Below are 13232 nucleotides of genomic sequence, written 5' to 3'. Positions count from 1 at the left end.
GAACTCCTAAATACCGAGGTAGGCAGCTTTGACCCGCTCGTCGTGTGCCAATTCGGATCCGGTGCCGGTCAACACGATCGATCCGCTCTCGATGACGTAAGCGCGATCGGAGATCGCGAGTGCCTGTGCGGCGTTCTGTTCGACGATCAGCACGGTCACGCCCGAATCACGGATTCGCACGATAGCGTCGAGCACTTGAGCAGCGAGCTTGGGAGCGAGCCCGACCGACGGTTCGTCCAGCGTCAGAACTCGCGGCTTCGACATCATCGCGCGACCGATGGCGAGCATCTGCTGCTGACCGCCGGACATGGTGTCGGCCCGCTGTTCTCGTCGTTCGGCGAGAATCGGGAACAGTGCGTAGACCTGGTCGAGGGATTCCTTGACGCCGCTGCGCTTCTGGGTGTACGCACCCATCTCCAGGTTGTCGGCGACGGTGAGACTGCCGAACAGAGCTCGGTCCTGTGCGACGTGCACGAGTCCTGCCCGGACGATTCGATCCGCCCGCATTCCGTGAATGGCGTTGCCGTCCAGCATGATCGTACCGCCGGAGGTGGAGACCATACCGGACAGTGCGCGCAGCGTCGTCGTCTTGCCTGCCCCGTTGGCACCGATCAAAGAGACTATCTCGTGTCGGTCGACCGCGAGGTTCAGCCCGTGCAGGATTTCCAGACGACGGTATCCGGCGTGCAGGTTGTCGATCTCGAGCATCATGCTGTTTTCTCCTCACCGAGGTACGCCTCGACGACACGGTCGTCGGCAACCACCGTGCGTGGGTCACCCGAGGTGAGCACGGCACCTTCGTGCATGACCACCAGGCGCTCGGACAGGGCCATCACCGCGGCCATGATGTGCTCGACGAACAGCACCGTCTGGCCCTCCTGGTGCACTGTGCGCAGCAGTTCGATCATCGGTGCACGCTCGGCTGGGACCAGCCCGGCGAGAACCTCGTCGAGGAGCACGACGCGCGGCTCCATGGCCAGTGCGCGCGCGAGCTCGAGTCTCTTCAATCCCGCGGTCGACATGGCCGAGACCTTGCCGCCGACCTGATCGGACAACTGCACACGATCGAGAACATCGAGGGCATGACGCCGCGCATCCCTGCGTGACTTGCGCTTCGACAACGCGGCGATGGTGACGTTCTCCAACACCGACATCGACTCGAACGGGCGCATCAGTTGGAACGTGCGGACCAGTCCGGCGCGCGCTATCTTGCTGGCCGGCCAACCCGTGATGTCGGTACCGTCGAAGATCACTCGGCCCGTGGTCGGTGGCTGTTCACCCGACAACAAGGAGAACAAGGTCGTCTTACCTGCCCCGTTGGGGCCGATGATCCCGAGGAATTCGTGCTCGGGCACATCGAGGCTGACATCGCGCACCGCATGGATACCCGAGAACGACTTGCTCAGGTTCTCGATGCTCAACAGGCTCATCGGTTCCACCTCTCACGGATCGTGCCGAAGATTCCCTTGGGTAGGAAGATCACGATCGCGATCAGAATCACCGAGTACGCGGCAACGTCCAATCCGATTGTTCCCTGCAGGAATTCGAGGAAGGCGGGTGGGTTTCGTAGCAGTTCGTTGATCAACTCGGACAGCGGCCCGATCACCGCAGCACCGATGACCGGTCCCCAGATCGTGCCGATGCCACCGATGACGGCCGGAACGATCGCTTCGACGGAGACCGCCGAACCGAAGGCCTGCTCCGGTCCGACGAAGAAGTAGTACTGCGTGTAATAGACACCTGCGACGGCGGTCAGCGCACAACTCGCCGCTACGGCGATCAACCGGTACTTCATCGTGTCGATACCGAGTGAGGCTGCGGCGGTTTCGTCGTCGCGGGTGGCTTGGACGAACTGCCCGGCCCGCGAACGGGTGTAGAAGATCGTGCCGAGAACGGCGAGGGCCAGAATGACGAGTGGAATCCAGACGTAGTTGGGGCTGCCCTTTTCGAACTGCAGCATCCACCACGAATCCCGTGGCAGGATCGGCACGTTGAATCCCTCGGTCTTGTTGAAGACTTCGAGGTTCTGCACCAGCAGCAGGAACATCTGCGCGAAGGCGAATGTGGCCAATGCGAAGTAGGACCCGGCCAATCGGTAGCGCAGACACAGGTAGGCGATGAGCGTTCCCACCACCGCCGAGATGATCGCCGCGAGGATCATCGAGATCCACGGCGAGACGCCGCGTTCGACCAAGAGATACGCACCGGTATAGGCACCGATTCCGAAGAAGGCGGCGTGGCCGAAACTGAACATGCCACCGAACCCGCTCATGATGTTCCACGCCACGGCCATCACGGCGAAGATCAGCGTGCGAACGGCAACGGTCTGTGCCTGCTCACCGAGCATCAGCGGCAATGCCGCAACCACGACGAAACCGATGGCGAGCGTGATCAATTGGCGTCGGAGCCAGGTGTCCTTCAACCGTGGATCGTGCTGCACCGGAGTGGGTGCGCTTGTTGTCGTTGTCATCGGCGAGCTCCGTACAATCCTTCGGGCTTGAGAAACAGGACGAGGACGAACACCGCGAAGACGAGGATCAGCGAGCCTGTTCCCGGTAGATACAGCGCACCGACGGTCTGCACGAGGCCGATGACGAGGCCACCGACCATCGCTCCCACGACACTTCCGAGTCCACCGAGAACCACGATGACGAACGCCAGGATGGTGAACTGTTCTCCGACCGACGGCGTGAGACTGGTGAACGGTGTCATCAACCCGCCGGCGACGGCGACGCACGCGGCACCGATACCGAAGGTGAGCGCATAGACCCTGCCGATGTCGACGCCCACGAGTTTCGCGCCTTCGGAGTTGGATGCGACTGCGCGAATGGACAATCCGAGCGGCGTCCGCTTTAGCACCGCGCTGAGCGCGACGGCGACCAGAGCGGCACCGATGAACGCCACCACGCGCGGCCACGACGCCACCGCACCGAGAACGTCGAGGGAACCGTCGATCGGTGCCTGGACCGATTGAGGTCGCCCGCCGAAGATCATCAGCAGCACGTTGATGATGAGCAGAGACAGGCCGAGGGTGACGAGCAAAGGGCCGTCGTGGCTGCCACTGATGGTCAGCTTCGTCAGCAGAGTTGCCTGAACGACCATGCCGAACAGGAACATCACCGGAACTGCCAGCAGCGTCGCGACGTAGACCGGCAACCCGGCAGTGGATAGCGCGTACACGATGTACATCGCCATCGTCAGCATCGCGCCCTGAGCGAAGTTCACGATGCCGAGAACGCCGAAGATGAGCGTCAGTCCGACCGAGATCAGTGCGTACACGCCGCCGAGCAGAAGCCCGGAGACGACCGACTGCGTGACCAAGCCCTGATCTTTACCACCGACGAGGTAGATCACCGCCATGATGACGACGATCGCTGCTGCGACCGGGATGCCGGGGTCGATCCCGGCCAGACCTCGCTTACCCGTCTTCTCCGCAGTCGAGGTAGCCGCCGTCACTGGCCGGCTCCCACGGGGAATTCGATTGCGTCCGTTGCGAACTCCTCGGGAAAGACCTGTGCGATTGCACCGTCGCGGACCTGCATGACAATGACGGTTGCGTTCTTGTTCTGCCCGGTCTCGTCGAATTCGATCGGTCCGCTGAACGCGAGGAGCGGGTCGTCGATCGAGACGCCGGAAATCGCCTCGCGCAGATCTTCCGGGTCACTGGAGGCTCCGTCGTTGAGGCCCGCCGCGATGACCTCGACCGCCTGGTAGGACAGCATCGCTGCCGTCTCCATCGGGCGTCCGTACTGGGCCTCGAACCGCGTACGAATGTCGGTGACGCGGTCGCTGGTGGCGTCGAAGTGGTAGTTGGCGCTCAACACACCGTCGCCGGCCGCGCCTGCGTCGCCGGGAAAAGAGCTGTCGTCGAAAGCGCCGTTGGCAATTCCGTAGACACCCTTGACGTTCAGATTCAGCTGCTCGACGGCGCGGGCGATCAACAGACCGTCCGGGTAGTAGCCGGTGGCGACTATGACGTCGGGGTTGGATACTGCAGCCTCACGCACCTGTGTGGTGGCGTCGGAGAAATTCGTTGCGGGATAGGCGATTTCCTGCACCGACGAGATTCCCTGGTTCGCAGCCTCGGCCTCGAATGCGTTGAAGACACTGTCGCCGAACGATCCTTCGATGTGCAGGTAGGAGACTCGATCGATGGCCTGACCGGTCTGCTCTTCGATCGCGGCGAGCGCCTTTGCACCGTCGGTTCCCATGCTGGAGGCGTTCGGCTGCATGCGGAAGGAGTACTGGTACCCCTGGTCCAGGATTTTGTCGTCCACCGCCACGTCGATCACAAGCGGTACCCGCGATCGTTCGGCGACAGAGGCGACATTCTGAGTGACGTCGCTCTGGTACGTGCCGATGAGCGACACCGCGCCGTCGTCGATCAGTCGCTGCGCCTCGCTCTGTCCGACCTCTGCTTTGCCCTGGCTGTCACCCGATACCAATTCCAGTTGCCGACCGTCGAGGGACGAAATGCCGCCTGCTGCATTGATATCGGCCACCGCCAGTGCAGCACCGTCGTTCATCAGACCGCCCACACCTGCCAGCGCTCCGGTGGTGGGATGAACCGATCCGATCTTGATGGGGCCGGAGTCGTCCGAACCGGTGGACGAACCACACGCTGCAGCACCCACGACGGCAACGGCCGTCAGCACACCTACGAGCTTCTTCATTGTCGAATCTGCCTTCCGCGCCTACCGGCGCCGAGTCGAACCACTGGGCGGAACCAACCGTTCCGCTGAGCGCACCATCAGATTGATGATTGATCTCGCTGGAATCGAGTATGGCACGCATCACGGGCTCAGAACAGGCTCTTCCGTCAAATTCTTGTTACGGGTATGGTTCGCTCAGCGGAACGCATGCACATCCGAAAGGTGGCACTTATGGTCAGCAGGCCAGTACTGGAGACATCGACCGGCACCGAGTCGGCCGATCGTGTCGCCGACGTGCTCATCGCATTCGCCCAATCCGATCGCGCACTCGGCGTATCGGAAATCGCTCGAACGCTTGGGCTGAGCAAGGCTGTGGTGCACCGCATTCTGCAATCGCTCGCATCGCGGTCGATCGTGCAGCCCGTCGCGGGCGAGTCGACGTATTCCCTCGGTCCCGCCGCGATCGGACTCGGAACCAAGGCCTGGAGCCAACTCGACGTGCGGTCCATCGCCGCTCCGGTATTGCGTGCGCTCCGTGCGAACACACGTGAAACTGCCACGCTGTCGGTACTCGTCGGGCACCGCCGCGTCTATCTCGATCAGTACGAGAGCCCGCAGGAAGTGAAGATGGTCGTCGAAATCGGCCCGCAGTACGCATTGCACTCGGGAGCGTCGAGCCGAGCGATCCTGGCGTTCCTCCCCGACCGATTCGCGGAGGAAGCCTTCCAGGAACTCCGCAGCACCACCCCTGACGCCGACGAGACCCGCTTCCGCGCTCGCCTCGACGACATCCGCACCAACGGGTACGCGACCTCGACGAACGAGCGCAATACCGGTGCAGCATCGATCGCCGCTCCCTTCTTCGACGCCGCGGGCCACGTCCTCGGTTCGGTCAGCTCGTCCGGTCCGGCCTTTCGCTACTCCTCCTCAGCGGACGACGAGCACATCGTCCACGCCGGCCAGGTCGTCGCCGCGGCTCGATCGATCACCACCATCCTGGAAGCGCGAGCAGCCCGATGATCCCTACATCCGCCCGATCGTTCCTCTACGTCCCCGCGAACAAGCCGCAGCTGTTCGACAAGGCGGTGCGCGGAGAGACCGACGCGGTGATCATCGATTTGGAGGACGCAGTTCCGCTGCCGGACAAGGACCGAGCGCGCAACGAGGTCGCACAGTGGTTGGCGTCGAGGTCATCCACCGACACCCAGATCTGGATTCGGGTCACCCCTGAGTTCATGACGCAGGATCTCGAGGCCGTCGCCGGAACCGGAGTCACCGGCATCATGGTGGCGAAGTGTTCGACCGAGTCCCTGACACGTGCGGACCGATTCCTCGACATGCGCAATCTCCCCGACATCGAGCTGATCGGCCTCATCGAAACAGCTCACTCCTTGCGCGCTGTGCCGGAGATGGCTCGATGCAACAGGGTTCGAACCTTCGGGGTCGGCGAGGTCGACCTCCTCGCCGACCTGCGTATCACACGATCGGAGCACACCGAATCGATGATCGACGCCATTCGGTTGAACGTCGTGATCGACTGCGCTGCAGCGGGATTGGCCGCACCGATCGCTCCGACGTCGACCGACTTCCGTGATCTGGACGGATTCGTCACCACCACAGCACGTTTCGTGCAGATGGGTTTCCGCGGCCGGACGGCATTGCACCCGAGCCAGGTTCCGATCATCAATGCCGCACTCACGCCGTCGACGGACGACGTGGCTGCAGCCCGTCGACTGGTGGAACTGTACGACGTGGCCCAGGGTGGTCCGACCGTCGACGACAACGGCAGATTCGTCGACGAAGCAGTGGTACGGGGCGCGCGGGAAATCCTCGCCCGGGCCTGAGCCGGTCGCACTGCAGCTCGGGCACCGCCATACGAGTGGACGGTGCCCGAGGACTGTCCTATTGCTGCGTGGTCGATTTCAGATCGGTCAACGGAGCAAGCAGTGTTCCGATGTCGGTCAGGTCCCCGAGCCGATCGCATCGACCGGCCAATTCTTTCAGTTCGACGTCGGAGAGGAACGGCCCGGCATTGCTGGTGAACTTGGTCGAGACCTCACCGAACGACAGCGGCCGTTCTGGTCCTCCGCGCGTGGTCAACACCTCTTCGACCACGACCGTTCCGTCGGTCAGTGTTGCGGTCAGCACCGCCGGGAACTGATGGGGGAAAACGGCATCACACCGGGCATCCGGCACCACGTCGACCTTGGCCATCAGCGCACGTCGATCCGCCGACTTCGCCAACTCGTCCGTGTAGTCCTCGAGCGCGGCACCGAGTCCTCCCCCGCCCAGCAGCCCGACCACAACCGCGTAGGGGCCGCTGAACTGAGCCATGTATCCGGTCTCGGGCGTGCGCTTGACGTCGATGGGTTCGCCGATCGTCCGCAGGTTCGCCGCAGGTACCCCCAGCTCCAGCTTCTCGATCTGCTCCGGACCGATTCCACGCGCGCGAAGGGCTCCTCCCGCGTCGATCGCAGCATGGGTGAAGTGATTGGCCGGGTACGGCTTGAAGAAGATTCCGGGAACAGCCCACTCGGAGCCGAGGCCGTTCAGGATTTCGTCGGCTCGGCCCGGTTCGTGCAACCAGGCCTGGAAGAAGCCGAACCGTCCTTCCAGGACGGTCGGCGGTCCCGTGATCCCGTGTCGCGCAAGCCCGGCTGCAGACAGAGCGGAGTGCGCCGCCCATCCGCAGTGCATACGCTTGACCGTTCCGCCGGTGCGGTTGGCCTCGATGATGCCCGACGCCATCGAGGCCGCGATACCCATCGTGTCGACGATCTGTTCCTCGGATGCACCACCGATGACGGCTGCAGCCACGGCGCTGCCCATGGCACCGCAGATCGAGGTGGCGTGTTGACCGTGCTCGAAGAACACCGAATTCTTGGTCTCCGGATCGAACCCCGCCATTCCGATTCGCACACACACTTCCAGCCCGATCGCGATGCCACGCACGAGTTCTCGGCCGTCGGCTCCGTGCTCTTGAGCGGCCGCGAGTGCCGCAGGCACCACGCTGGCACTCGGGTGCAGGATCGACGGCAGATGGGTGTCGTCGAAATCGAGCGAGTGCGCGAGCACGCCGTTGACGAAGGCGGCCATGGCAGGCGGGAGTGCAACATCGAGTCCGACGGCGGACGCCGTTGCCGACCCACCTTGTTCTCGTGCCCACGCGGTCGCGGCCCGACTGGTATCGAGGTCGGTGGCAGCCACTGCAATTCCGAGTGTGTCCAGTACTCGCATCCCCACCGAGGCGACGACTGCTTCGGGGAGATCGTGGTAGCGGGTGGTCGCGGCGAAATGCGCTATGTGCTGCGCGAGTGTGCGTTCGGTCATGCGGACCTCACCGCCAACGGCCGGACCGGCGAACCCGTTGCGCCGAAGATGTTCAGCGGCACGAGGAGGAACGTGAACTCGAAGAGTTCCTGCTGCGAGAGCTCTTCGAGGTCGAGCGCCTCGATGATGTAAATTCCGCTCTCCACCAAGAGAACTCGATGCGCAGGTAGCAGACCGTGGCCACTGCCGGGAGCGAGCCGCTCGAACGCGATCGTGTCGGCACCTGCAGCGTGTACGCCTCTGTCCGCCAGCCACTGCGCGCCTGCTTCTCCGACTCCGGGAACACCGGACGGTCCGCCGACGTAGGGCAGCCCTTCGGCGAACAACTGCCCCCAGCCGCTGCGAATCAAGACGACATCGCCGGCCCCGATCTCGACACCCTCTGCTGCACATGCCGATTCGAGATCGTCGACGGTGATCTCGTATCCACCCTCGCAGCGGCCGACACCGAGGAGCCTCGGAATGTCCAGCAGCACACCGCGGCGGATCATGGGCTCGATGGTGTGTACTCCGTGTTCGACGTATTTCCCACCGAGGCAGGACTGACCTGCGTCGGCCCCGCCGTGCAGTTTCCCGTCCTGGCTGACGTGAGCAAGAGCGTCGATATGGGTACCCACATGCGTTCCGGTGGTGATCATGTCGTTCGCGGCACTGCCGCCATCCGCTCGGGTCATGTCACCGTGCCTGCGCGGCAACGTGTGCCAGAACTGCGGATGATTGGGTGACTGCGGCATGCCGACCCTCAGTTGCCTACCGAGATCGACTGCGTGCACGCCCCCCTGGACGGCACGAAGAAGTTGATCGGACATTGCTTCATCTCCTCGTTCGACGCTGAGCAGTCACCTCACACCAGCGTAATGTCGTTTCGCTAGCCGGAACGCTTTGAGGCTTCCGAGAAGTGCACCGGCGGCAGGATGAGCGTAGCAGTTCTCTCCCTACCCGTCTCGATCATTGACTCTTCGATTTACAACCTTCTACAGTCCACGAATGAATGGCTCCAATTCGTTTCGCTCAACGGAACATATTGCCGCGGTAGACCGCCTGGCTGCCGTGATGGTCGATCTCAGGGGCGCACCGTTGCCCGCACCGCTGAACGACCGGGCCCGGTTGATCCTGTTCGATCTGCTGGGTGTCACGCTCGCCGGTGCCCGCTCCGCCGAGATGGTCGAATTGCGAAGGAACTGGACTGCAGAAACTGGATCGACGCACCCGATCGGCGGGAGCGTAGGCACTACGGTCGACACTGCGTCCGAGCTCGACGCGATCGCATCGTGTTGCCTCGAACTGGACGAGGGCAACAAGTACGCCGCCGGTCATCCTGCTGCGCACGTGCTCCCCGCGGCCATCGCTGCCACCAGACTGGCACCAACGCCGATTTCGGGTTCGACCTTTCTGACGGCCATCGTGGCGGGATACGAAGTCGCCGCTCGATTCGGCTGGGCACTGAGCCGCAACAGCTCCTGGCACACCCATGGCCACTGGGGTGCCACCGGTGCAGCCACGGCGGCGGCATTCATCCACGGTGCCGGAGCCAGCGAGGTTGCCGCGGCGATCGACTCGTCGTCTGCTCTGGTGCAGGTGGCACCGTGGGCAGTGGTCCTCGACGGAAACTTCTCCCGCAACCTGTGGATCGGCGGTGCAGCGCGGGCAGGCTTGAACGCGGCCAGGCTGGCCCGATCGGGGGTGGTGCACAACTCGGGTGCCATCGAGCACACCTTGGGTGCGATCGTCGGGACCTTGAACATCGCCCGACTGACCGAGGACCTCGGCGATCGATGGCTCACGCTCGAGGGCTACACGAAGCAGCACGCGAGCTGCTCGTACACGCACGCCGCCGTCGACGCCGTGCAGAGCCTGCGCTCGAACGCCGAATGGTTCGCAGACGACATCGAACGTGTGCGGGTGCGCACGCATTCGTTGGCAGAACCACTGTTTCGCCGACATCCTTCCAGCAGGCTGGGCGCTATGTTCTCGCTGCCGTTCGTCGTGTCCGCCGCATTCGTGTCCGACGCGATAGACGTCGAATCGCTCGATCCCCGAGGTGCAACTTTCGCGTCGGCCGAGTTGTTCAGCGCTCGAGTCGACGTCGCGTCGTCCCCCGAACTGGATGCTCTACTGCCCGAGCGTCGAGCCGCCGAGGTGACGATCGAATTCGAGGACGGAAGTTCGGTCTCCGCGACCACCCCTAATCCGGTCGGCGACATCGACCATTTTCCGATGGACTACGCCGCGCTGCGAGCCAAGATCTCTCGCTTGGTCGGCGAATCCGATACCACCGTTCTCGAACACATCGTCGATGCCCTCGGTGCGACGGAGGACGTGGCGGCACTGTTGCTCCAGCTGCCCAGGCACTAGCGTCGCCCGATACGCATGTCCTCGATCAATTCGTCCGCGGCGCAGGACAGTTTCTGCCGTAGCGAATCCGGCACGGTGACCGTCACCTGAATCAGATACTGATCGACGATGTGGTGGACCACGACGTAGCGGGTCCGGGCGAAGAGCAACCGGCCGTCGCAGTCGTAGCGACCTGCGATCGAGACTGCCGGTAGAGCACGGAACGGGTCTCGGTCGTGACCGATCTCGACCCATCCGGGCAGCGCCCGGGAGTCACCGAAGCCGCAGTCCAGCAACGATTCCGGATGAACCGATCGACTGAGCTTGCCGACCAGGACCACCACGTTCGGAACGAATCCGTCGATTGTGTTGGCCGGCGAGCACAGCACCGCGGTGGCATGCGGGAACAAGTGCTCGGGAACCAGGTCCCAGCCCGGCATTGTCGGCAGTTCGAGACCGAACCTGTTGCATTCGCTGCGATGCACTGGAACGAGCTCGACACCCTGCTGCTCGAGGAAACCTTCGATCGAGCCCTCTCGAACCGTCACTGGACAGCATTCCTTCCAGCGGAGATCGACGCGGCTCGGTCGGCGCGGATGCGCTCGCGCAGACCGGGTGGACGCAGCAATTCACGCGCGTCGTCGTGGCCCAGTTGCGCACGAGCCCAGGGATTGTCGCGACACCATTGCAACAGGGCATACAACGAGTTGGGCTCGACTTTCTTCTCGCACACCATCAGCGTCAGTTCCTGATCCGATTCGCTGTCGGCTGCACGGTACGCGACTCGGATAGTGGGGTACCAGTGCGGATGTGACAGGGCCGGATTCGGATGCGTCTGCGGTTGCAGCTCGACGATCCCGTCCCACGGCACGACCGTGAGGGCTGTGGTGACCTTCCACCCGCGACGACGATAGATCTCTTCCACAATGCCATCGGGATGCAGTGAAATTCTGGTCCGGTTGACGATCAAGACACTGAGGGCGAAGAACAGCAGCAATATCGGAGCGCCGACGTGCGACATGACTACGATCTTCAGCTGGTGACGCGCAGCACCTACGGGTTCGTCTGCTCCCCATTGGACGCAAGACACGCCGGCCACCAACGCGAATGCAAGTATTCCGCTGCGGTACAACACATTTCCTCGCCCCGGCACTGCCACGCCTCGGCCGACTCCGGCGACGTTCACCGGTCGCACGAAACGTGAAAGCCGGGCAGATCCGATGCCGGACAACAATACTGCGAGGGTGAGCGGCAAGAGCATCAGCAACGTCAGCCACGACATGAAGAGGAGTGTGTCCGCGTCGATTGTTCTCAGCAGCCCGGAAGTCACGATTGTCGCCGCAAGGACGGCAGACAGAACGCCGAGAGCTACGAGCCACCCCAGGTGAACACTGCGCCACGTTCTCACCCACAGTGGATACTTCTGTCCTACCACGCTTTTGCTCAGCACGTCCTCACGCTGTGGCGTCCCACCGTCCCTGCATTCGCTCATTTTCCCGCCGCCTCGAACAGCTTGTCTACTCCATAGCTGACGAGTCCACCCAGTGCGATTCCGGCAGCAGCGCCGACCACGGTCCCAGGTCCCGGAACGACGGAACCCGCCATGCCACCCAGGACACCGAACGCCCAGGTCGTAACTGCTCCCGCGGCAATCGGTGTGGCCTCGACGATGACCGCTTCGGTCGGGTCCATGCCGTCGTCGATTTTGTCGGCCATTCCGGGGATCGCTCCGGCCACGGAACCGAACACTCCCAGACCGCGTCCGATGTTCTTGGCAACATCGTCGACGGAATCGACGCCGGGCAAATCGAGCACCCTTCTCGTCACGTCGCTCATACCCGAGATCACCGACGAGGCCACGGTGCTGGGCCAGTCCGGCATCCAGGAGAACGATCCGTCCGGATTCTCCACGACGTTCCCGGTCGCGCTGCCGAGCGCGAGTTCGGTCAAGTGCTTCGTGGGTTCGGCCAACTGCTGGGCAGCGTCGATCGCAGCGCGCTCGGCCTGCGACAGCGCCCCCTGGATGTCTCGTGTCAATTGTGCTGCAGCAGAGCGTAGTTCGTCGGCCTGGCGCGCCTTCTCCTCGCCGAGCCCGTCGGGGATCAGCGCGATCATTCCCTCGGGATCCACCACACCGTCGGCTCGTACGGCGAACCCGCTGGCCGTCGCCGCCGACACCTGCGCCTGCAGGTGCGCCTTTGCGGCTTCCACGATTCCGGCTGCGCTCTCGAATGCCTTTCCGAGCGAATCGATCTCACTGCACACCGAGCCCATCCGGGAGCACTCGGTCACCACGCGTTCGGCTGCGGCGTCGGCTGCTTCGCCGGTCCAGGTCTCGGCCAACGCGTCCTGCTCCTCGAGCACTCCGGTGCGCTGGCCGTTGACGCGCTCGACGATCTCCGACAGTTCGATCATCGTCTTGCGCATGGACTCCGGCTCCCACCCCGCGACATGCGGGACCGTCGGGGTCATTTCGGCCGGTCCATCTCATCGAGCCGGCGGGCAAGTTCGTCGTCGGTGATCTCGTAGTTCTGCGCGACGCCGCGGGCGATGTCTGCGACGCATTCCGCGCGCCCGGCCAGAGCTGCAACAGCTCCGGCCGCGGCAGCCGCCGCCGCCGCGCACGCTGCGTCGAAGTCGCTACCCTGCAACGCATTCTCCGATTCACGGAACGGAGCAAGAGCATCCAACTCACGGATCACCCCGCCGGTCGCCGACAACATATTCGAGAACTGCCGCAGGATCACTGGATCCACATTCACTGTCATGACGCTCCCCCGAGTCGCACCGTATCGACGCCCGGTGTTTCGGCGTCATGGGGTTTGACGCCTGTGGGCTCGGATCGGTTCCGTCCGGTCCGATTCCGGGGTCGTGAATACGGCGGGTACCGTTGGCCCGGCTAACGATATAGGGGGG

14 protein-coding genes are annotated in these 13232 nt (G+C 63.5%); 3 read left to right on the top strand and 11 right to left on the bottom strand.

What is annotated here, in order from left to right:
• Positions 1-6 precede the first annotated feature (6 nt).
• From CH296_RS17610 to CH296_RS17590, 5 genes are read right to left on the bottom strand one after another with little or no spacing between them, the layout of a single operon-like run.
• Complete coding sequence (locus CH296_RS17610; RefSeq protein WP_032394949.1) at positions 7-711, bottom strand: ABC transporter ATP-binding protein; 705 nt, start codon at positions 709-711, stop codon at positions 7-9.
• A complete protein-coding gene (locus CH296_RS17605; protein ID WP_032395095.1) occupies positions 708-1430 on the bottom strand; it encodes an ABC transporter ATP-binding protein in 723 nt (240 codons plus the stop codon). Before CH296_RS17605 ends, CH296_RS17610 begins: the two co-directional genes overlap by 4 nt.
• Positions 1427-2470 (bottom strand): branched-chain amino acid ABC transporter permease, encoded by a 1044-nt coding sequence (locus CH296_RS17600; RefSeq protein ID WP_052049407.1) that lies wholly within the window; start codon positions 2468-2470, stop codon positions 1427-1429. Before CH296_RS17600 ends, CH296_RS17605 begins: the two co-directional genes overlap by 4 nt.
• Entirely contained in the window at positions 2467-3456 is a 990-nt protein-coding gene (locus tag CH296_RS17595; protein WP_045199335.1) for a branched-chain amino acid ABC transporter permease, read from the bottom strand. The genes CH296_RS17600 and CH296_RS17595 overlap by 4 nt, the downstream gene beginning before the upstream one ends.
• The gene (locus CH296_RS17590) at positions 3453-4673 is read right to left on the bottom strand and encodes an ABC transporter substrate-binding protein (protein ID WP_094685331.1); all 1221 of its coding nucleotides are present in this window, start codon (positions 4671-4673) and stop codon (positions 3453-3455) included. The genes CH296_RS17595 and CH296_RS17590 overlap by 4 nt, the downstream gene beginning before the upstream one ends.
• A gap of 210 nt (positions 4674-4883) precedes the next feature.
• On the opposite strand from CH296_RS17590, the gene CH296_RS17585 reads away from it, so the two are divergent.
• On the top strand, positions 4884-5672 hold the full coding sequence (locus CH296_RS17585) for an IclR family transcriptional regulator (protein ID WP_045199332.1): 789 nt from the start codon (positions 4884-4886) through the stop codon (positions 5670-5672).
• Positions 5669-6496, top strand: coding sequence for a CoA ester lyase (locus CH296_RS17580; protein WP_032394945.1), 828 nt, complete (start codon positions 5669-5671; stop codon positions 6494-6496). The genes CH296_RS17585 and CH296_RS17580 overlap by 4 nt, the downstream gene beginning before the upstream one ends.
• Positions 6497-6554: 58 nt before the next feature.
• On the opposite strand, the gene CH296_RS17575 is transcribed toward CH296_RS17580, so the two are convergent.
• Together CH296_RS17575 and CH296_RS17570 are read right to left on the bottom strand one after the other, a co-directional pair.
• The gene (locus tag CH296_RS17575; protein WP_094629325.1) at positions 6555-7982 is read right to left on the bottom strand and encodes an MmgE/PrpD family protein; all 1428 of its coding nucleotides are present in this window, start codon (positions 7980-7982) and stop codon (positions 6555-6557) included.
• Entirely contained in the window at positions 7979-8791 is an 813-nt protein-coding gene (locus CH296_RS17570) for a cyclase family protein (protein ID WP_045199325.1), read from the bottom strand. The genes CH296_RS17575 and CH296_RS17570 overlap by 4 nt, the downstream gene beginning before the upstream one ends.
• A 178-nt stretch (positions 8792-8969) precedes the next feature.
• Here CH296_RS17570 and CH296_RS17565 point away from each other — a divergent pair, with 178 nt between their 5' ends.
• Positions 8970-10337 carry an MmgE/PrpD family protein gene (locus CH296_RS17565; protein ID WP_094647112.1) on the top strand — a complete coding sequence of 456 codons (1368 nt, stop codon included), beginning with the start codon at positions 8970-8972 and terminating at the stop codon, positions 10335-10337.
• On the opposite strand, the gene CH296_RS17560 is transcribed toward CH296_RS17565, so the two are convergent.
• From CH296_RS17560 to CH296_RS17545, 4 genes are all read right to left on the bottom strand, one after another.
• Positions 10334-10864 (bottom strand): LpqN/LpqT family lipoprotein, encoded by a 531-nt coding sequence (locus CH296_RS17560; RefSeq protein ID WP_179273072.1) that lies wholly within the window; start codon positions 10862-10864, stop codon positions 10334-10336. The two genes, CH296_RS17565 and CH296_RS17560, sit on opposite strands and share 4 nt — an antisense overlap.
• A complete protein-coding gene (locus tag CH296_RS17555; RefSeq protein WP_094685330.1) occupies positions 10861-11598 on the bottom strand; it encodes a hypothetical protein in 738 nt (245 codons plus the stop codon). The genes CH296_RS17560 and CH296_RS17555 overlap by 4 nt, the downstream gene beginning before the upstream one ends.
• Positions 11599-11804: 206 nt before the next feature.
• Positions 11805-12788 (bottom strand): WXG100 family type VII secretion target, encoded by a 984-nt coding sequence (locus CH296_RS17550; RefSeq protein WP_094685329.1) that lies wholly within the window; start codon positions 12786-12788, stop codon positions 11805-11807.
• Positions 12785-13084 carry a type VII secretion target gene (locus CH296_RS17545; RefSeq protein ID WP_094685328.1) on the bottom strand — a complete coding sequence of 100 codons (300 nt, stop codon included), beginning with the start codon at positions 13082-13084 and terminating at the stop codon, positions 12785-12787. The genes CH296_RS17550 and CH296_RS17545 overlap by 4 nt, the downstream gene beginning before the upstream one ends.
• Positions 13085-13232 lie beyond the last annotated feature (148 nt).

It is taken from the genome of Rhodococcus sp. 14-2496-1d, from assembly GCF_002259365.1.
Classification (GTDB): domain Bacteria; phylum Actinomycetota; class Actinomycetes; order Mycobacteriales; family Mycobacteriaceae; genus Rhodococcoides.
The sequence above is the reverse complement of the archived record's forward strand: the minus strand, read 5'-3'. Positions and strand labels throughout refer to the sequence as shown.

Coding starts and splice junctions, on each gene's coding strand:
- CH296_RS17550 (WP_094685329.1), bottom strand. CDS start 12,788: ATGACCCCGACGGTCCCGCATGTCGCGGGGTGGGAGCCGGAGTCCATG.
- CH296_RS17605 (WP_032395095.1), bottom strand. CDS start 1,430: ATGAGCCTGTTGAGCATCGAGAACCTGAGCAAGTCGTTCTCGGGTATC.
- CH296_RS17570 (WP_045199325.1), bottom strand. CDS start 8,791: ATGTCCGATCAACTTCTTCGTGCCGTCCAGGGGGGCGTGCACGCAGTC.
- CH296_RS17555 (WP_094685330.1), bottom strand. CDS start 11,598: ATGTCGTGGCTGACGTTGCTGATGCTCTTGCCGCTCACCCTCGCAGTA.
- CH296_RS17565 (WP_094647112.1), top strand. CDS start 8,970: ATGAATGGCTCCAATTCGTTTCGCTCAACGGAACATATTGCCGCGGTA.
- CH296_RS17600 (WP_052049407.1), bottom strand. CDS start 2,470: ATGACAACGACAACAAGCGCACCCACTCCGGTGCAGCACGATCCACGG.
- CH296_RS17590 (WP_094685331.1), bottom strand. CDS start 4,673: ATGAAGAAGCTCGTAGGTGTGCTGACGGCCGTTGCCGTCGTGGGTGCT.
- CH296_RS17545 (WP_094685328.1), bottom strand. CDS start 13,084: ATGACAGTGAATGTGGATCCAGTGATCCTGCGGCAGTTCTCGAATATG.
- CH296_RS17585 (WP_045199332.1), top strand. CDS start 4,884: ATGGTCAGCAGGCCAGTACTGGAGACATCGACCGGCACCGAGTCGGCC.
- CH296_RS17610 (WP_032394949.1), bottom strand. CDS start 711: ATGATGCTCGAGATCGACAACCTGCACGCCGGATACCGTCGTCTGGAA.
- CH296_RS17580 (WP_032394945.1), top strand. CDS start 5,669: ATGATCCCTACATCCGCCCGATCGTTCCTCTACGTCCCCGCGAACAAG.
- CH296_RS17575 (WP_094629325.1), bottom strand. CDS start 7,982: ATGACCGAACGCACACTCGCGCAGCACATAGCGCATTTCGCCGCGACC.